Origin of the sequence: Streptomyces sp. 6-11-2 (genome assembly GCF_006540305.1) — a bacterium.
Taxonomy (GTDB): Bacteria; Actinomycetota; Actinomycetes; order Streptomycetales; family Streptomycetaceae; genus Streptomyces.
Genome location: NZ_BJOR01000001.1, coordinates 5,110,910 through 5,128,777, shown reverse-complemented (window position 1 = coordinate 5,128,777; position 17,868 = coordinate 5,110,910). Strand labels below are relative to the sequence as shown.

The following is a 17,868-nucleotide window of genomic DNA, read 5'->3' as shown; positions in this document are numbered from 1 at the left end:
TCCTGCGGCGTCAGACGGCGAGCTGGTCATTGCGCTTCAGCCAGCGGAAGTAGAAGGAGGTGAAGACGGTCAGGATCGACAGCAGCAGCACGCCGTAGGCGGCCGACTGGGCGAAGTCGCGCGGCTGCTGTCCGAAGCCCAGGTAGTAGGCCCAGGTGACGAGGATCTGAGCGTCGGGCGCGCTGTAGGGGCCGAACAGCAGGAAGATGATGACGAACTGGTTGAAGGTCCAGATGACGCCGAGCAGCACCACGGTGGAGCTGACCGAGCGCAGACCGGGCAGCGTGACGTGCCGGAACCGCTGCCAGGCGTTCGCGCCGTCCATCTCCGCGGCCTCGTAGAGCGTGGCGTCGATGGACTGCAGGCCGCCGAGCAGCGAGAGCATCATGAACGGCACACCGCACCAGGTGTTGACCATGATCGCGGCGAACCGCTGCCAGAAGGTGTCCTCCAGCCACTGCGGCTGGGGCAGGTGCAGACTGCCGAGCACCTGGTTGAGCACGCCGGAGTCGGCGAGCATGATCCGCCAGGAGAAGACCGTGACGAAGGTCGGCACGGCCCAGGGCAGGACCAGCATCAGCCGGTAGAAGGTGCGACCGCGCAGCTTCTGGTTGAGCATGAGCGCGAGGCCGAGGCCGATGGTGTAGTGCAGGAACACGCAGGCGGCCGTCCAGAAGACGGTCCACAGGAAGTGCGACCAGAACCGGTCGTACGCGGTCGGGCCGAACAGGATGTCCTTGTAGTTGTCCAGCCCGAGGAACCGGTAGGTGGCCTCGATGTGGTTGACGCCGATGGTGCGCGCCGAGTTGAGGCTGTTGGCGTCGGTGAGGGTCAGGTAGAAGCCCCGCACCAGGGGGTAGCCCACGATGCCGCCGAGCACGACGACCACCGGCGCGATCATCGCGTAGGCGTACCAGTACTTCTGGAAGCCGTTCTTCAGGCGCTGCCCCAGCCCGGGCCGAGGCGCGCGGTCACCGCGGCGCCTGCCGGTCGCGCGGTCGATGGCGACTGTCATGGTTCGACACCTTTTGCAAGATCAGGGAATGGGGCTGGTGCTGAGGCCGGAAAGGTTCGCCGCGAGCCGGTGAACCTTTCCGGTCACAGCACTGGGCACAGGCCGGTGGCCGCCGGGGCCTTCCCTGTCGCGGGAGAGGTCCGGCGGCCACGCGGACTCACTTGCTGAAGTCGGGGACCAGCTTGGCGATCGCGATCTCGGCGTTGCTCAGGCCCTTGTCCAGGGACTCCTTGCCGGCGGCGATCTTGGGCAGCTCGGTGTCGAGCGGGCCCCACAGGGAGCCGTACTCGGGCAGCGCCGGGCGCGGCTGGGCGGCGGCCAGGACGCCCTGGTAGCCGGCGATGCCGGGATCGGTCTTGACCTCGGCCGTGTAGGCGTCGTCACGGGTGGGCAGCGTGGAGTTCTTCAGGGCGATGGTCTCCTGGGACTTCGCCGAGGTCATGAACTTCACGAACTTCAGGGCCGCGTCCTGGTGGGCCTTGTCCGAGCCGGCGTAGACGGAGAGGTTGTGTCCGCCGGTCGGAGCGCCCGCCTTGCCGGAGGAGCCGGCCGGGACGGTGGCGATGCCCAGGTTGGACTTGTCCGTGAAGGCGGAGCCCTTGTAGAAGTTCGTGATCTCCCAGGGGCCCTGGATGATCGCGGCGACCTTGCCTTCGATGAACGCGTCCTGGATGTGGGCGTAGGCGTCGGCGGTGGTGTCGGCCTTGTGCAGGCCCTTGCCGTCGAACAGGCCGAGCCAGGTGCCGTAGCCCTTCTTGGCGGCCGCCGAGTTCATGGTGATCTTCTTGGCGTCGACGTCGACGGTGTCGGTGCCCTCGCCGAAGAGGAAGTTCTGGGCGTAGTAGGCCTGGGTGGAGCCCCAGTAGCCGTCGACGCCGGTCTTGTCCTTGATCTTGGCGGCGGCGGACTTCAGCTCGTCCCAGGTCTTGGGGGCCTCGGCGATGCCGGCCTTCTGGAACAGGGCCTTGTTGTAGACCAGGGCCAGGGTGTCGGTGACGAACGGGACGCCGTAGGTCTTGCCCTCGTACTGGGCCTGCGTGATCAGGCTGGGCTGGAACTTGTCCTGGTCGGCGAGGGCCTCGGTGCCGTCCAGCGGCACGAAGTAGCCCTTCTTGGCGAAGGCCGGGGTCCAGCCGACCTCGGAGCGCAGCACGTCCGGGGCGCCCTTGGAGCCGGCGGCCGTGTCGAACTTGTTCTGCGCCTGGTCGAACTGGACGTTGACGTACTTGACCTTGATGTCCTTGTTGGCCGCTTCGAACTGCTTGACCAGGGCCTGGTACGTCGGTGCCTCGTTGGTGGCGTTGGAGGTGTCCCACCAGGTGATGGTCACCGGACCGTCCGACTTGTCGCCGTTGTCGCTCCCGCCGCACGCCGTCGCCGTGAGGGCGAGGGACGCCACCAGCGCGGTGGCCGCTATGCCACGCCGCATGAGTTCTCCTTGAGGGTTAAGCCCGTGAACAGGGAACGGCCCCGTCCGCCGCCCTGCCGAGTTGCCGACCGCGCCGTTGCCGCCGCCGGGCGACCGAGAACGTAACAGCGTTGCAAGCTCCGCGAAAGACCTTGCAGAAAAAAAGCGCAAGACTGCGGGTGAGTTACCACTTCGTGACCCGCCGACGCGGGTCCTACGGCCCTGATTTCACGCGGGCAGGCGGCCCCTCGGACACTTGTGCAAGACTCTGCAAGCCCTTGCCAGACGATGGCGGGGGAGGAATCATCCCGTTGCGGACCGGACGCCGAGACCCGGACGTCGACCGGCCGCCGACCGAACACGAGGGATCGCGATGACGCAGCAGCCCGCAGCGGGCCGTTCAACGGCTCGCACCAGGCGCCCCGTCGGTGTGCAGGGCGGGGGCCGACCGGTACAGTCCGGTCATGTGACCACACGGCTTGCCGACATCGCCGCGCAGGCAGGGGTGAGCGAGGCGACCGTCAGCCGCGTCCTCAACGGCAAGCCGGGCGTCGCCGCCACCACCCGCCAGTCCGTGCTGGCCGCCCTCGACGTCCTCGGCTACGAGCGCCCGGTACGGCTGCGGCAGCGCAGCGAGGGGCTGGTGGGCCTGATCACCCCGGAGCTGGAGAACCCGATCTTCCCGGCGCTGGCGCAGGTCATCGGCCAGGCGCTGACCCGGCAGGGTTACACCCCGGTGCTCGCCACGCAGACCCCCGGCGGGTCCACGGAGGACGAGCTGACCGAGATGCTGGTGGACCGCGGGGTCGCCGGGATCATCTACGTCTCCGGTCTGCACGCGGACACCACGGCCGACATGGAGCGCTACGAGCGCCTGCGCGCCCAGGGCGTGCCCTACGTCCTCGTGGACGGCTTCTCCCCCAAGGTGCAGGCGCCGTTCATCTCCCCCGACGACCGGGCCGCGATGACCCTGGCGGTCACCCACCTCGCCTCCCTGGGGCACACCCGTATCGGCCTGGCCCTCGGCCCGAAGCGCTTCGTGCCGGTCCAGCGCAAGATCGAGGGCTTCGTGCGCGCCATGCAGGACCAGCTGGGCCTGGCCGCGGACGTCGTCGAGTCGGAGCTGGTCCAGCACTCCCTCTACACCCTGGAGGGCGGCCAGGCCGCGGCCACCGCGCTCATCGAACGGGACTGCACGGCGATCGTCTGCGCCAGCGACATGATGGCGCTCGGCGCGATCCGGGCGGCCCGGCAGCGCGGCCTGGAGGTCCCCCGGGACGTCTCCGTGGTGGGCTTCGACGACTCCCCCCTGATCGCCTTCACCGACCCGCCCCTGACGACCATCCGCAAGCCGGTGCCCGCGATGGGCCAGGCGGCGGTGCGCACGCTGCTCGAGGAGATCGGCGGGACGCCCGCGCCGCACAGCGAGTTCGTGTTCATGCCGGAGCTGGTGGTGCGCGGTTCGACCGCTTCGGCCCCCGGGGACCGCGCTCGTCCCTGAGGCGGAGAACATGCGAACGGAACCCGACCGGGGGATGATCGGTGGACGAACGCTTTTCTGGCAGACTCTGTGCCTATGGGTGACTCGACCGAGACACGACTGGAAGGCCGGGAAGAGGCCGTTCCGCCCCTTGTCACGGACGAGCAGTCCCCCACCGCCCTGGAGCGGCTGCGCACCCCCCGCCGGCCGCGGCTGTGGTTCGAGATCCTGCTGATCGCGGTGAGTTACTGGACGTACTCGCTGATCCGCAACGCGGTCCCGGAGCAGAAGGCCAAGGCGCTGCGCAACGCGGACTGGGTCTGGGACGCCGAGCACCAGCTCGGCATCGCCGTCGAACACTCGGTCAACCATGCCCTGAACTCGGTGACTTGGCTGATCATCGGCATGAACTACTACTACGCGACGCTGCACTTCGTGGTCACCATCGGCGTCCTGGTGTGGCTCTACCGCACGCACCCCGGCCGCTACGCGGCGGCCCGGCTCACCCTCTTCGTGACGACGGGTGTGGCGCTGCTCGGCTACTACCTGTACCCGCTGGCACCCCCGCGCCTGATGGCCGGCGGCCACTTCGTGGACACGGTCCAGGTCCACCACACCTGGGGTTCCATGGCGTCCGGCGACCTCAAGAACATGTCCAACCAGTACGCCGCGATGCCGTCCATGCACATCGGCTGGTCCCTGTGGTGCGGCCTGACCGTCTTCACCCTGTGCACGATCCCGTGGCTGCGCGTCCTCGGCCTGCTCTACCCGGTGGCCACCCTGGTCGTCATCGTCGCCACCGCCAACCACTTCTGGCTCGACGCGGTCGGCGGCGCCCTGTGCCTCTCCTTCGGCTTCACGGTGGCCCGCGCCTGGTACGGGGCGCTGCCGCACGCGCTGCCGCGGCTGACGCCGGCGCTGCGGCCTACGGAGGCGTAGGGCGGTGTCGCAGGGCCGCCGTCACGGCCTGCGGAGGCCTGGCTCCGCGGCGGTGTCGCCGGGCCGGCCGTCTCACGAACCGTAGAACAGCTCCTCCATGACCGACCGGGCCCGGCGTGCCGTCCGCCGGTACGCGTCGAGCATGTCGCCCGCGTGCCCCGGCCCGTATCCCAGGTACCGTCCCACCGCGGCCAGTTCCCGCGACTCGGTGGGGAACGTGTCCCCCGCCCGGCCCCGCACCAGCATCACCGCGTTGCGCACCCGCGTGGCCAGCACCCACGCCTCGTCGAGCGTGGAGGCGTCCTCCGGGGACACCAGTCCCGCCTCCCGTGCCGCCGCCAGCGCCTCCCGCGTCCGCGTGGTCCGCAGCGACGCCTCCCCCGCCGCGTGCCGCATCTGGAGCATCTGCACGGTCCACTCCACGTCGGACAGCCCGCCCGGCCCCAGTTTGGTGTGCAGCTTGGGGTCGGTGCCGCGCGGCAGCCGCTCGGACTCCATCCGGGCCTTCAGCCGCCGGATCTCCCGCACCGCGTCGTCGCGCAGCCCGCCGCGCGGATACCGCAACGGGTCGATCAGCTCGATGAACCGCCGCCCCAGGTCCTCGTCCCCGGCCACCGGCTCGGCCCGCAGCAGCGCCTGGGACTCCCACACCAGCGACCACCGCCGGTAGTACGCCTCGTACGACTTGAGCGTCCGCACCAGCGGCCCGGACTTCCCCTCGGGCCGCAGATCCGCGTCGACCAGGAGCGGCGGATCCGCGCTCGGGATCTGGAGCAGCCGCCGCGTCTCGGCGACCACCCGGGCCGCGGCCTCGGCGGCCTCCCGCTCGTCGGCGCCCTCCCACGGCTCGTGCACGAACAGCACGTCCGCGTCCGAGCCGTAGCCCAGCTCGTGCCCGCCGAAGCGCCCCATGCCGATGATCGCGAACCGGGTCGGCAGGGTGTCCCCCCATCCCTTGCGCACGACCGCCCGCAGGGTCCCGGCCAGCGTCGCCGCCGTCAGGTCGGACACCGCGCCGCCCACCTGGTCCACGAGCGCGCCCTGATCGGCCTCGGCGGGCCGGGTCTCGGTGCCGTAGGAGCCGACGATGTCGGCGGCGGCGGTACGGAACAGCTCCCGCCGCCGTACGCCGCGCGCCGCCGTGACGCCCTGCTCGGGGGTCTCGGCGCGGCGGACGGCGGCGAGGACCTCCTGCTCCAGCTGGGCGCGGCCGCGCGGTTCGAGGCCGCCCGCGTCACCGTTGCCCAGCAGTGCCACGGCCTCGGGCGCGCGCATCAGCAGGTCGGGCGCGAGCCGCCCGGCCGACAGCACCCGGGCGAGGTTCTCGGCGGCGGCACCCTCGTCCCGCAGCAGCCGCAGATACCAGGGCGTCTTGCCGAGCGCGTCCGACACCTTGCGGAAGTTCAGCAGCCCGGCGTCCGGATCGGCGGAGTCCGCGAACCACCCCAGCAGCACGGGCAGCAGGGTCCGCTGGATGGCCGACTTCCTGGTGACGCCGGAGGCCAGCGCCTCCAGATGCCGCAGCGCGGCCGCCGGGTCGGCGTACCCGAGCGCGACCAGCCGCTCCCGCGCGGCTTCCGGCCTCAACCGGGCCTCGCCAGGAGCGAGTTGGGCGACCGCGTCGAGCAACGGCCGGTAGAACAGCTTCTCGTGCAGCCGGCGTACGACGCTGGTGTGCCGTTTCCACTCGCGGGTCAGCTCGGTGATCGGGTCGCTGCGCAGGCCGAGCGACCGTCCGAGCCGGCGCAGATCGGCCTCGTCCTCGGGGACGAGGTGGGTGCGCCGCAGCCGGAACAGCTGGATGCGGTGCTCCAGGGAGCGCAGGAACCGGTAGGCGTCGTCGAGTTGCACGGCGTCCACTCGGCCGACGTACCCTCCGGCGGCCAGCGCCTGCAACGCGTCCAGGGTGGAGCCGCTGCGCAGCGACGGGTCGGTCCGCCCGTGCACCAACTGAAGCAGCTGCACGGCGAATTCGACGTCGCGCAGGCCGCCCGGCCCGAGCTTCAGCTCGCGCTCGACCTCGGCCACGGGGATGGTCTCGACCACGCGGCGGCGCATCTTCTGCACGTCGGCGACGAAGTTCTCGCGCTCGGCGGCCTGCCAGACCAGCGGGTCGAGCGCGGCGATGTACTGCCCGCCCAGTTCCAGGTCGCCGGCCACCGGGCGGGCCTTGAGCAGCGCCTGGAACTCCCAGGTCTTGGCCCACCGCTGGTAGTAGGCGACATGGCTGCTGAGGGTGCGCACCAGCGGCCCGTTGCGGCCCTCGGGCCGCAGGTTGGCGTCGACCGGCCAGATCGAGCCCTCCACGGTCGTCTCGGAGCAGATCCGCATCATGTGCGAGGCGAGCCGGGTCGCGGCGCGCAGGGCCTTGACCTCGTCGGCGCCGTCCGCGGCCTCACCGACGAAGATCACGTCGACGTCGGAGACGTAGTTGAGTTCGTGGCCGCCACACTTGCCCATCGCGATCACCGCGAGCCGGCACAGCGCGTCGTCCTCGGGCGCGGCGGCCCGCGCGAGCCGGAGCGCGGCGCGCAGGGTGGCGGTGGCGAGGTCGGCGAGCTCGGCTGCGGTCTCGGCGACATCCGTGGTGCCGCACACGTCGCGGGCGGCGATGGACAGCAGGCAGCGCCGGTAGGCGACGCGGAGTCCGACCGGGTCGCCGGCGTCGGCGAGCCCGTGCTCGAACTCCTCGACCCCCGGGTGCAGGTCGCGCGGCTCGTAGGTGACCAGCGCCCGCCAGTCGCCCGCGTGCCGGGCGAGGTGGTCACCGAGCGCGGTGGAGGCGCCGAGCACACCGAGCAGCCGGTCGCGCAGCGGTTTGGCCGCTATCAGCGTGTCGAGCAGCTCGCGGCGGGCCTTGGACTCCGGCTGCGCCTCCAGCAGCCGGACCAGCCCGCCCAGCGCGAGATCCGGGTCGGCGGTGGCGCCCAGCGCCTCCAGCAGCACCGGATCGTCCCGGAGCGGCGCGAGGTCCGGCCCGTCCAGCAGCCGCTCGGCGTCCGAGGCATGGATGAAGCCGTGCCGCAGCAGCCGCGTGAAGGTACTGCTCCTGCGCCCCGGCGCCGTCATCCCGGCCTCCCGTCGGATCAAGCCCGTCCTGGCCAGAGCCTATCCGGACTCCCGGGCCGGAGCCCTGACGCCGGTCCCGCTTTCCGCGCGGTCGGAGAGCGGACGCACCGCCTGTCACCCCTTACGCACTGGGGGCCCTGGAGCACCGACAGGTGCTTCTTCGGGGATTCCACTCGACATCACGCATACCCCACGGGGCCGTGAACGTCAGGAAGAGACGTCGCGGGGCCGACGGTTCCGTGACCGTCGGCCCCGTCCGCCGAATCAGCGGAAACCAGCCCTGACCTGCGCCTACAGCACCGGCAGATGCTTCTTCAGTTCGAAGGCCGTGACCTCCGAGCGGTACTCGTGCCACTCGGCGCGCTTGTTGCGGAGGAAGAAGTCGAAGACGTGCTCGCCGAGGGTGTCGGCGACCAGGTCGCTGTTCTCCATCAGGGTCAGGGCCTCGCCGAGGTTCTGCGGGAGCGGTTCGATGCCCATCGCGCGGCGTTCGGCGTTGGACAGGGCCCAGACGTCGTCCTCGGCGCCCGGCGGGAGCTCGTAGCCCTCCTCGATGCCCTTCAGACCGGCGGCCAGGAGCACGGCGTAGGCCAGATAGGGGTTCGCGCCGGAGTCGAGGGAGCGGACCTCCACGCGGGCGGAGCCGGTCTTGCCGGGCTTGTACATCGGGACGCGGACCAGGGCCGAGCGGTTGTTGTGGCCCCAGCAGATGTACGAGGGGGCCTCGCCGCCCGCGCCCGCGGTCCGCTCGGAGCCGCCCCAGATGCGCTTGTAGGAGTTGACCCACTGGTTGGTGACCGCGGAGATCTCGGCGGCGTGGCGGAGGAGGCCCGCGATGAAGGAACGGCCCACCTTCGAGAGCTGGTACTCGGCGCCGGACTCGTAGAAGGCGTTCCGGTCACCTTCGAACAGCGACAGGTGCGAGTGCATGCCGGAGCCGGGGAACTCCGAGAAGGGCTTGGGCATGAACGTGGCCTGGAGGCCCTGCTCGAGCGCGACCTGCTTCATGACCAGGCGGAACGTCATGATGTTGTCCGCGGTGGACAGGGCGTCGGCGTAGCGCAGGTCGATCTCCTGCTGGCCCGGGGCGCCCTCGTGGTGGGAGAACTCCACCGAGATGCCCATCGACTCCAGCATGGTGATCGCCTGCCGGCGGAAGTCCATGCCGATGGCCTGCGGGGTGTGGTCGAAGTAGCCGGAGTTGTCCGCGGGCGTGGGGCGGGAACCGTCCAGCGGGCGGTTCTTGAGCAGGAAGAACTCGATCTCGGGGTGGGTGTAGAAGGTGAAGCCGAGGTCGGAGGTGCGGGCCAGGGCGCGCTTGAGGACGTAGCGCGGGTCGGCGAAGGAGGGGGAGCCGTCCGGCATGAGGATGTCGCAGAACATGCGGGCCGTACCGGGGGCCTCGGCGCGCCAGGGCAGGATCTGGAAGGTGGACGGGTCGGGCTTGGCGATCATGTCGGACTCGTAGACCCGGGCGAAGCCCTCGATGGCGGAGCCGTCGAAGCCGATGCCCTCGTCGAAGGCCTGTTCCAGTTCGGCGGGCGCGACGGCCACGGACTTGAGGAAGCCGAGCACGTCCGTGAACCACAGGCGTACGAACCGGATGTCGCGCTCCTCCAACGTCCGGAGCACGAACTCCTGCTGCTTGTCCATCTTCCGCTTCCCCATCCTTGCTGGTCAGGCCGCCTGTATTCGGTGTCACGGGAGACCGTCGGGCACCTGAGCATCCCACCACGGCCGCGTTTCGCCCGTGTTGCGGAGCCCGTCACCCGGCCGTCGCGCGAGGGCTCTCGCCCCGCGTACCGCAGGCGTACCGCTCTGCCGCCCATCTTGCCCGCTCGCACCGTCATCCGTAATGGCCGAACCGTCACCCACGTGACCGAGGACACGCCTCCATAATTTGCATCTCAAATGCAAGTTTCAATACCGTTTCGATCAGTCGAGCGATCGAGCCCATCCGATCGAGTCATCGAGGAGTCACGATGCTGTCCGAGCAGTCAGCAGCCACCGTCCGCGCCACCCTCCCCGCCGTCGGCGCGGCCATCGGCCAGATCACCGAGCGCTTCTACGCCAGACTGTTCGACGCCCACCCCGAGCTGCTGCGCGATCTGTTCAACCGCGGCAACCAGGCCGCCGGCACGCAGCGGCAGGCCCTGGCCGGCTCCATCGCCGCCTTCGCCACCCACCTGGTGGAGAACCCGGACCAGCGCCCCGACCTGATGCTCCAGCGCATCGCCCACAAGCACGCGTCCCTGGGAGTGGCACCGGAGCAGTACCCGGTCGTCCACGAGCACCTGTTCGCGGCCATCGCCGAGGTGCTCGGCGAGGCGGTGACCCCGGAGGTCGCCGCCGCCTGGACCGAGGTCTACTGGCTGATGGCCAACGCCCTCATCGCCATCGAGAAGCGCCTGTACGAGCAGAGCGAGCAGCGCGGCTGGCGGGAGTGGGAGGTCGTCGAGCGGATCGAGGAGACCGCGGACGTGGCCACCTTCAAGCTGCGCCCCGTCGACGACGCCCCGGTGCCCGGCTACCGCGCCGGCCAGTACGTCTCGGTCGGCGTCGAGCTCCCGGACGGGGCCCGCCAGATCCGCCAGTACAGCCTGACCGCGGGCCCCGGATCGCCGGTGCGGCAGTTCGCCGTCAAGCGGGTGGCCGGCGACGCCACGACGCCCGACGGGGAGGTCTCCCACCACCTGCACGCACACGTGCGCGTGGGAGACGTCCTCCAGCTGTCCGCCCCGTACGGCGACCTCGTCCTGGAGGAGACCGGGGCGCCGCTGCTGCTCGCCTCCGCGGGCATCGGCGTCACCCCGATGATCGCCATGCTGGAGCAGCTCGCCCTGACCGGCCACAGCGCCCCGGTGACCGTGGTCCACGCCGACCGCTCCCCCGCCGCGCACGCGCTCCGCTCCGACCACCAGGCGTACACGGCCAAGCTGCCGGACACGCAAACGGTCTTCTTCTACGAGCGGTACGACGCCGATGCCGACGACGACGCGGCAGGCGCCGGGCGGCCCGGCCTGGTCGACCTCGGCGACGTCGACGTCCGGGCCGGCACGCGCGCGTACCTGTGCGGCCCGCTGCCCTTCATGCGGGCGGTGCGTGAGCAGCTGATCGGCAAGGGCGTGTCCCCGGCCGACATCCACTACGAGGTCTTCGGCCCGGACCTGTGGCTGGCCCAGCCGGCCGCCTGACCGATCGGGCCGATGGCTCCGAAGGCCGGCCGAGGCGGTGTGCACCGTCTCGGCCGGCCTTCCGGTGTGGTCGTCCTTCCGGGTCTCCCCGGGGCCGGCCGTGCGTGCCCCGCGCTCAGGTGGGCGGCCGCATGGCGGGCAGCCCCAGCAGCAGCGGTCCCGTCGGCGCCGCGACCATGTCGGCGACCGTGAAGGGGTCGAGCGCGGCGTAGAAGGCCTCCTGGGCGCGCCGCAGGGCGCCGCGCAGGCGGCAGTCGGAGCTGAGCGGGCAGGGGATGCTGCCCTCGCAGTCGGCCACGTCGCCCTCGCCCTCCAGGGCGCGTACGAGGGCGCCGACCGAGGCGTCGCGGCCCGCTTCGGTGAGCGTCAGTCCGCCGCCGCGGCCGCGGCGGGCCGCGAGCAGACCGCGGTGCTGGAGCTCGGCGACGACCTTCGCGGTATGCGTGTACGGCACGCCCATGTCGCCCGCGACCTCCCGGGTCGTGGGGCTCGACTCGCCGGCGACCGCGAGCCGCATCAGGACGCGCAGCGCCATGTCGGTGGAACGCAGCAGCCGCATGCGGACAGGGTAGATAATGCGCATCCGCCGTTCAACTTATCGGCGGTCTCCCGGAGGGCGCTCCGGTCCCACTACGATCAGCGGGCCCCTCGGGCACGCACGGCCGCCCGCACGTCACACCCGCCCGCCCCTGCCCCCACGAAGGACTCCGCCATGGACTCCGCGCACCCGACCGGCACCGGACAGCACAAGGCCCGCACCGAGGAGATGCGCCGGGCGCAGCGCGCCCGGGAGCGGCGCACGCGGCTGCTCATGGTGGCCGCGAGCGTGGTCGTCGTGGCCGGGCTGGTCACCGGCGGCGTGGTGCTCCTGAACTCGGGGTCCTCGGACGCCGCGCCGGCCGCGGCGAGCGAGGGGAAGGGCGGTGACGGCGGGCACTTCGTCACCCGCGCGGACGGCGTACGGACCTGGAAGGGCACGCTGGAGCGCAACCACACCACCGCCCCGGTGACCTATCCGATGGAGCCCCCGGTCGGCGGCGACCACAACCCGGTCTGGCAGAACTGCAACGGCGACGTGTACACCGAACCGGTGAAGAACGAAAGTGCCGTCCACGCGCTGGAGCACGGCGCCGTCTGGGTGACGTACAACAGCAAGGCGTCCAAGGCGGACGTGGCCGCGCTCGCGGCGAAGGTGAGGAAGACGCCGTACACGCTGATGAGCCCGGTCGAGGACCAGAAGGACCCCCTCACGCTGTCCGCCTGGGCGCACCAGCGCACGGTGACGAGCGCGAAGGACCCGCAAGTGGACAAGTTCCTCGCCGAGTTCGTCCAGGGGCCGCAGACGCCCGAGCCGGGTGCCACCTGCACGGGCGGACTGGACCGTTGAGGCACATCGGGCTGATCGCCGGGGCCGCGGCGGCCGCGCTGGTCGCGACGGGGGCGATCACGTACGCGGTCGCCGAGGACAGCGGCGGGGCGCGCCACACCGTGGAGGCGCCCGCCGCCGGCTCCGCGGACGCCGGCTTCGCCCGGGACATGGCGGTCCACCACCAGCAGGCCGTCGAGATGTCGTTCATCGTGCGCGACCGTACGACGGACACCGAAGTGCGCCGCCTCGCCTACGACATCGCGCAGACGCAGGCCAACCAGCGGGGCATGCTGCTGGGCTGGCTCGACCTGTGGGAGCTGCCGAAGGTGTCGGCGGACCCGCCGATGACGTGGATGGGCATGGGCGACATGCCCGCCGGCCAGGACGGCGCGCTGATGCCCGGCATGGCGACCAACTCCGAGATGCGCAGGCTCGGCGAACTCGGCGGCAGGCAGGCCGAGGTGTTCTACCTCCAGCTGATGACGGACCATCACAAGGGTGGCGTCCACATGGCCGGGGGCTGTGTCGCCCGCTGCACGGTGGGTGTGGAGAAGAGGCTCGCGCGAGGCATGGTCGAATCGCAGCGGTCGGAGATGCGGTTGATGGCCGACATGCTCAAGGAGCGTGGCGCGGCGCCCCGTTCATGACTCGGATGCCCCTTTCGTAACCCGGACGCCCCCCTTCGCGACCTGGACACCCCTTCCGCCCGACTCCCCGGCGGCCGGGGACGAAAGCCGCAATTCGCCGCCCCTGGCGGTTCCTTGGGTTTCTCTTGGCCTTCACATTCCCCTGACATGAACGGTTCATCGGGAAGAGTGGCCCCGATCGTGTGATCCAAACGAAAGACCCTTACCGCCGCGGGCTCTGCGCCGGATCGCGCGAGGACCGACCACTCATTGCGTCACATGCGAACGCATCGCAGGGGGTTCTATGAGATCCAACCGTGCCACAGCGCGCGCCGGACTGAGCATGGCGGCGACTCTGCCGCTGCTCGCCGGCGCACTGGCGCTCGGCATACCCGCGCACGCCGCGGACAACCCGGGCCGCAGCGCGCTCGCGGGCACCAGGCCCGTCTGGGCGACGGCCACGGCGGACAAGGGCGCCACCTCGGACAGCGCCCAGGTCCACGCCCGGGTCTACCTGGCCGGACGGGACGCCGCCGGCCTCGCCCAGTACGCCGCGGTGGTGTCCGACCCGTCCTCGGCCTCGTACGGCAAGTACCTGAGCGCCCAGGAGGCACAGGCGCGCTTCGGCGCGACGAAGGCCCAGGTGGCCGCCGTGAAGTCGTGGCTGGCGTCGTCGGGGCTGAAGGTCACCTCCATGACGGCGCACTACGTCGCCGTCTCCGGTGACGTCGCCGCCGCCGAGAAGGCGTTCGGCACCCAGCTGCACAACTTCGCCAAGGGGTCGAAGACCTACCGCGCCCCGGCGCGGACGGCCTCGGTGCCGGCCTCCCTGAACGGCGCCGTCCTGACCGTCACCGGCCTGGACAACGCGCCGCACAAGGCGAAGCACAAGGACCAGCTGCCGCCGCCGGACGACGTGTTCAAGAACGCCGGGCCGTTCTCCACGTACTACGGCTCGAACGTGGCGAGCACGCTGCCCTCCGCGTACGGCCAGAAGGTCCCGTACGCCGTCAAGGGCTACACCGGCAAGGAGCTGCGGTCCGCCTACGGCGCCGGCAAGTACACCGGCAAGGGCGTCCGCATCGCCATCACCGACGCGTACGCCTCGCCGACCATCGCCTTCGACGCGGCCGGCTACGCGAAGAAGAACGGCGACAAGCCCTGGAAGACCGGCCAGTTGCGCCAGGTGCTTCCGGCCGGCTACACGGACACCGAGGAGTGCGGGGCGGCCGGCTGGTACGGCGAGGAGACCCTCGACGTCGAGGCCGTGCACGCGGTCGCGCCGGACGCGAACGTCGTCTACGTGGGCGCCGCGTCCTGCTACGACGACGATCTGCTCGACTCGCTGAGCAAGATCGTCGACAACCACCTGGCCGACATCGTCTCCAACTCCTGGGGCGACATCGAGGCCAACGAGACGCCGGACGTCGCGGCGGCCTACGACCAGGTCTTCCAGTTCGGCGCGGTCGAGGGCATCGGCTTCTACTTCTCCTCCGGCGACGACGGCGACGAGGTCGCCAACACCGGTACGAAGCAGGTCGACACCCCGGCCAACTCGGCGTGGGTGACCGCCGTCGGCGGTACCTCGCTGGCCGTAGGCAAGGGCCACAAGTACCTGTGGGAGACCGGCTGGGGCACCCAGAAGGCCTCGCTGTCCAAGGACGGCAAGAGCTGGGCGGGCTTCCCCGGCGCGTTCACCTCGGGCGCGGGCGGCGGCACCAGCCGGACCGTGGCGCAGCCGTCGTACCAGAAGAACGTGGTGCCGAAGGCACTGGCCACGGCCAACAACAAGGCCGGCAACCGCGTCGTCCCGGACATCGCGGCGATCGCCGACCCGAACACCGGCTTCCTGGTGGGCCAGACGCAGACCTTCCCGAACGGCAAGGAGCAGTACAGCGAGTACCGCATCGGCGGCACCTCGCTGGCCGCGCCGGTCATCGCGGCCGTCCAGGCGCTCGCCCAGGAGGCCCGCGGCGGCAAGGCGATCGGCTTCGCCAACCCGGCGATCTACGCCAAGTACGGCTCGAAGGTGTACCACGACGTGGTGGACCAGCCGACCGGCAAGGACCTCGCGGTCGCGCGGGTCGACTACGTCAACGGCGTCGACGCCGCGGACGGCCTGAGCGTCTCCGTCCGCAGCCTCGGCAAGGACAGCTCGCTCAAGGCGGTCAAGGGCTACGACACCGTCACCGGCGTCGGCTCCCCCGCGAACGGTTACGTGGAGTCCTACCGCCGCTGACACCAGGTCAGCGGCCGTGCGCCCGCCTCTCCTCCGGGAGGAGCGGGCGCACGCACGCGTGCGGCACGGCGGCGACGTCCCCGGGGCGGTCGAGCACGAGCAGGTGGCCGGCGGGTGCGCTCGACCGGAACGCGCCGCCCAGGACCACGGCGAGCGCCCGCTCCCGCCGGGGCGCGCCCCGGCGCGGGTGGTCGGCGGCGAGCGCGGCGCCCGGCAGGCCGGACGGCAGCGTCCACGACCGCCGCAGGGCGGCGAGAACGGGCACCCGGACAACCGGCGCGAGCGCACGGGGCGGCACGGTCACACCCACGAGCGAACCCCTGCCGGCCAGGGCCCACGGCCGGCCGGCGGACGGACCGCAGGAAGGCGGACGGCTCAAGGCGCCGCACGGCCGCCCGTCGCGGCCGGCTAGACATTGGCGGTAATACGTCACAGCTTGACCGGTTCCTGCGGGCGCCTGGGCACAGTGGGTGGCGTTCACGTGAGCGGTGCGCACGCCGGACACGCCTGACGGGCTCACGGCGGGCCCGCGCGGGTGGTCCGCCCGCGTCGTGGCAAGGCCGGGGGTGCCGGCGGGAACGCGGGAGCGGCGTGGCGGCCCGTTGCCAGGCCGCCACGCCGCTCGGTCTTCGGCGCACGGTCCGCCGCGGCGATCCCCGGCCCCGCGTGGGCACGGGCGGCGTGGGGTGGCCCACACCTCCGCGCCCGGCCATCGCGTCGCTTTGACGATTACACTGGGCGCGTGCCTCAACTACGTCTCGCCCTGAACCAGATCGACTCGCGCGTCGGAGACCTCGCCGGGAACTCCGAGGCGATCGTCCGCCGGGCCCGGGAGTCCGCCGAGCGCGGAGCGCATCTCGCGGTGTTCCCGGAGATGGCGTTGACCGGGTACCCCGTCGAGGACCTGGCCCTCAGGTCGTCCTTCGTGAAGGCGTCGCGCGCCGCGCTGCGCGCCCTCGCCGCCCGGCTCGCCGCGGAGGGCCTCGGGGAGCTGCCGGTGCTCGTCGGCTACCTCGACCGCGGTGAGACCGCCCAGCCGAAGTACGGCATGCCGGCCGGCGCTCCGCAGAACGCGGCGGCGGTGCTGCACCGCGGCGAGGTGGTGCTGAGCTTCGCCAAGCACCACCTGCCGAACTACGGCGTCTTCGACGAGTTCCGCTACTTCGTCCCCGGCGACACCATGCCGGTCCTGCGGGTGCACGGCGTCGACGTCGCGCTCGCCATCTGCGAGGACCTGTGGCAGGACGGCGGAAGGGTGCCGGCCGCGCGCAGCGCGGGCGCCGGGCTGCTGGTCTCGATCAACGCCTCGCCGTACGAGCGTCTGAAGGACGACGCCCGCCTCGACCTGGTCCGCAAGCGGGCCCAGGAGGCCGGCTGCACCCTCGCCTACCTCGCCATGACCGGCGGGCAGGACGAGCTGGTCTTCGACGGCGACTCGATCGTGGTCGCCCCGGACGGCGAGGTGGTCGCGCGGGCGCCGCAGTTCGCCGAGGACCTCATGGTGCTGGACCTGGATCTGCCGGCGGCCTCGGTGAAGGCGCCCACGGGCGTGGTCGACGACGGTCTGCGCATCGACCGGACGGTGCTGTCCGAGGAGCCGCTGCCGGCCTACGAGCCGGAGCCGGCCGGCGGGTACGCCGCGCGCATGGACGACGACGAGGAGGTCTACACGGCACTGGTCGTGGGCCTGCGCGCGTACGTGCGGAAGAACGGCTTCCGCTCCGTGCTGATCGGCCTGTCCGGCGGCATCGACTCCGCGCTGGTCGCGGCGATCGCCTGCGACGCGGTGGGCGCGGAGAACGTGTACGGCGTCTCCATGCCGTCCAAGTACTCCTCGGAGCACTCCAAGGACGACGCCGCGGAGCTGGCACGGCGCACCGGCCTCAACTTCCGCACCGTCCCGATCGCCCCGATGTTCGACGCGTACATGGGCTCCCTGGGCCTGACGGGCCTGGCCGAGGAGAACCTCCAGTCCCGGCTGCGCGGCACGCTGCTGATGGCGGTCTCCAACCAGGAGGGCCACATCGTCCTCGCGCCCGGCAACAAGTCGGAGCTGGCGGTGGGCTACTCGACGCTGTACGGCGACTCGGTGGGCGCGTACGGCCCGATCAAGGACGTGTACAAGACGTCGGTCTTCCGGCTGGCCGAGTGGCGCAACCGGGCCGCGGCCGAGCGGGGCGAGGTCCCGCCGATCCCGGAGAACTCCCTCGCCAAGCCGCCGAGCGCGGAGCTGCGCCCCGGCCAGGTCGACACCGACTCGCTCCCGGACTACCCGGTGCTGGACGCGATCCTGGAGCTCTACGTCGACCAGGACAAGGGCGCCGACCTGATCGTCGCGGCCGGATACGACCGCGAGCTGGTCACGAAGACGCTCCGCATGGTCGACACGGCCGAGTACAAGCGGCGCCAGTACCCGCCGGGCACGAAGATCTCCGCGAAGGGCTTCGGGAAGGACCGGCGCCTGCCGATCACGAACGGCTGGCGGGAGTCGGCGTAGACGCCGGGTCCTGTACAGGGGGGTACGGGGGC

General features: G+C 71.5%; 13 protein-coding genes. 7 read left to right on the top strand and 6 right to left on the bottom strand.

Features of this window, described 5'->3' with window-relative positions:
* Positions 1-10 precede the first annotated feature (10 nt).
* Entirely contained in the window at positions 11-1,015 is a 1,005-nt protein-coding gene (locus TNCT6_RS22590) for a carbohydrate ABC transporter permease (protein ID WP_141361490.1), read from the bottom strand.
* A gap of 157 nt (positions 1,016-1,172) precedes the next feature.
* Positions 1,173-2,444, bottom strand: coding sequence for an extracellular solute-binding protein (locus TNCT6_RS22585; RefSeq protein WP_141361488.1), 1,272 nt, complete (start codon positions 2,442-2,444; stop codon positions 1,173-1,175).
* A 445-nt stretch (positions 2,445-2,889) separates the two neighbouring features.
* Here TNCT6_RS22585 and TNCT6_RS22580 point away from each other — a divergent pair, with 445 nt between their 5' ends.
* Both TNCT6_RS22580 and TNCT6_RS22575 read left to right on the top strand, forming a co-directional pair.
* Positions 2,890-3,924 carry a LacI family DNA-binding transcriptional regulator gene (locus tag TNCT6_RS22580; RefSeq protein ID WP_141361486.1) on the top strand — a complete coding sequence of 345 codons (1,035 nt, stop codon included), beginning with the start codon at positions 2,890-2,892 and terminating at the stop codon, positions 3,922-3,924.
* Between the two features lie 75 nt (positions 3,925-3,999).
* Positions 4,000-4,842, top strand: coding sequence for a phosphatase PAP2 family protein (locus TNCT6_RS22575; protein WP_141361484.1), 843 nt, complete (start codon positions 4,000-4,002; stop codon positions 4,840-4,842).
* 72 nt (positions 4,843-4,914) lie between these two features.
* Here TNCT6_RS22575 and TNCT6_RS22570 read toward each other — a convergent pair whose 3' ends face one another.
* Positions 4,915-7,911, bottom strand: coding sequence for a bifunctional [glutamine synthetase] adenylyltransferase/[glutamine synthetase]-adenylyl-L-tyrosine phosphorylase (locus TNCT6_RS22570; protein WP_141361482.1), 2,997 nt, complete (start codon positions 7,909-7,911; stop codon positions 4,915-4,917).
* A gap of 291 nt (positions 7,912-8,202) precedes the next feature.
* The gene (gene glnA, locus TNCT6_RS22565; RefSeq protein WP_141361480.1) at positions 8,203-9,564 is read right to left on the bottom strand and encodes a type I glutamate--ammonia ligase; all 1,362 of its coding nucleotides are present in this window, start codon (positions 9,562-9,564) and stop codon (positions 8,203-8,205) included.
* Positions 9,565-9,893: 329 nt separating this feature from the next.
* Between glnA and TNCT6_RS22560 the strand changes: the two genes are divergently transcribed.
* A complete protein-coding gene (locus TNCT6_RS22560; RefSeq protein WP_141361478.1) occupies positions 9,894-11,105 on the top strand; it encodes a globin domain-containing protein in 1,212 nt (403 codons plus the stop codon).
* 115 nt (positions 11,106-11,220) lie between these two features.
* Here TNCT6_RS22560 and TNCT6_RS22555 read toward each other — a convergent pair whose 3' ends face one another.
* Positions 11,221-11,664, bottom strand: coding sequence for an Rrf2 family transcriptional regulator (locus TNCT6_RS22555; RefSeq protein WP_141361476.1), 444 nt, complete (start codon positions 11,662-11,664; stop codon positions 11,221-11,223).
* A gap of 153 nt (positions 11,665-11,817) precedes the next feature.
* Here TNCT6_RS22555 and TNCT6_RS22550 point away from each other — a divergent pair, with 153 nt between their 5' ends.
* From TNCT6_RS22550 to TNCT6_RS22540, 3 genes are all read left to right on the top strand, one after another.
* On the top strand, positions 11,818-12,492 hold the full coding sequence (locus tag TNCT6_RS22550; RefSeq protein WP_141361474.1) for a DUF3105 domain-containing protein: 675 nt from the start codon (positions 11,818-11,820) through the stop codon (positions 12,490-12,492).
* Complete coding sequence (locus tag TNCT6_RS22545) at positions 12,489-13,121, top strand: DUF305 domain-containing protein (protein WP_141361472.1); 633 nt, start codon at positions 12,489-12,491, stop codon at positions 13,119-13,121. Before TNCT6_RS22550 ends, TNCT6_RS22545 begins: the two co-directional genes overlap by 4 nt.
* 283 nt (positions 13,122-13,404) lie before the next feature.
* On the top strand, positions 13,405-15,339 hold the full coding sequence (locus TNCT6_RS22540) for a protease pro-enzyme activation domain-containing protein (RefSeq protein WP_141361470.1): 1,935 nt from the start codon (positions 13,405-13,407) through the stop codon (positions 15,337-15,339).
* Between the two features lie 7 nt (positions 15,340-15,346).
* Here the strand turns inward: TNCT6_RS22540 and TNCT6_RS22535 are convergent, their stop codons facing one another.
* The gene (locus tag TNCT6_RS22535) at positions 15,347-15,643 is read right to left on the bottom strand and encodes a hypothetical protein (RefSeq protein ID WP_141361468.1); all 297 of its coding nucleotides are present in this window, start codon (positions 15,641-15,643) and stop codon (positions 15,347-15,349) included.
* Between the two features lie 438 nt (positions 15,644-16,081).
* Here TNCT6_RS22535 and TNCT6_RS22530 point away from each other — a divergent pair, with 438 nt between their 5' ends.
* Positions 16,082-17,836 carry an NAD+ synthase gene (locus TNCT6_RS22530; protein WP_172632989.1) on the top strand — a complete coding sequence of 585 codons (1,755 nt, stop codon included), beginning with the start codon at positions 16,082-16,084 and terminating at the stop codon, positions 17,834-17,836.
* Positions 17,837-17,868 lie beyond the last annotated feature (32 nt).

Excerpts from the sequence above, each read along its gene's own strand:
- TNCT6_RS22575 (WP_141361484.1), top strand. The coding sequence starts at position 4,000 with ATGGGTGACTCGACCGAGACACGACTGGAAGGCCGGGAAGAGGCCGTT.
- TNCT6_RS22570 (WP_141361482.1), bottom strand. The coding sequence starts at position 7,911 with ATGACGGCGCCGGGGCGCAGGAGCAGTACCTTCACGCGGCTGCTGCGG.
- TNCT6_RS22560 (WP_141361478.1), top strand. The coding sequence starts at position 9,894 with ATGCTGTCCGAGCAGTCAGCAGCCACCGTCCGCGCCACCCTCCCCGCC.
- glnA (WP_141361480.1), bottom strand. The coding sequence starts at position 9,564 with ATGGACAAGCAGCAGGAGTTCGTGCTCCGGACGTTGGAGGAGCGCGAC.
- TNCT6_RS22590 (WP_141361490.1), bottom strand. The coding sequence starts at position 1,015 with ATGACAGTCGCCATCGACCGCGCGACCGGCAGGCGCCGCGGTGACCGC.
- TNCT6_RS22555 (WP_141361476.1), bottom strand. The coding sequence starts at position 11,664 with ATGCGGCTGCTGCGTTCCACCGACATGGCGCTGCGCGTCCTGATGCGG.
- TNCT6_RS22540 (WP_141361470.1), top strand. The coding sequence starts at position 13,405 with ATGAGATCCAACCGTGCCACAGCGCGCGCCGGACTGAGCATGGCGGCG.
- TNCT6_RS22550 (WP_141361474.1), top strand. The coding sequence starts at position 11,818 with ATGGACTCCGCGCACCCGACCGGCACCGGACAGCACAAGGCCCGCACC.
- TNCT6_RS22585 (WP_141361488.1), bottom strand. The coding sequence starts at position 2,444 with ATGCGGCGTGGCATAGCGGCCACCGCGCTGGTGGCGTCCCTCGCCCTC.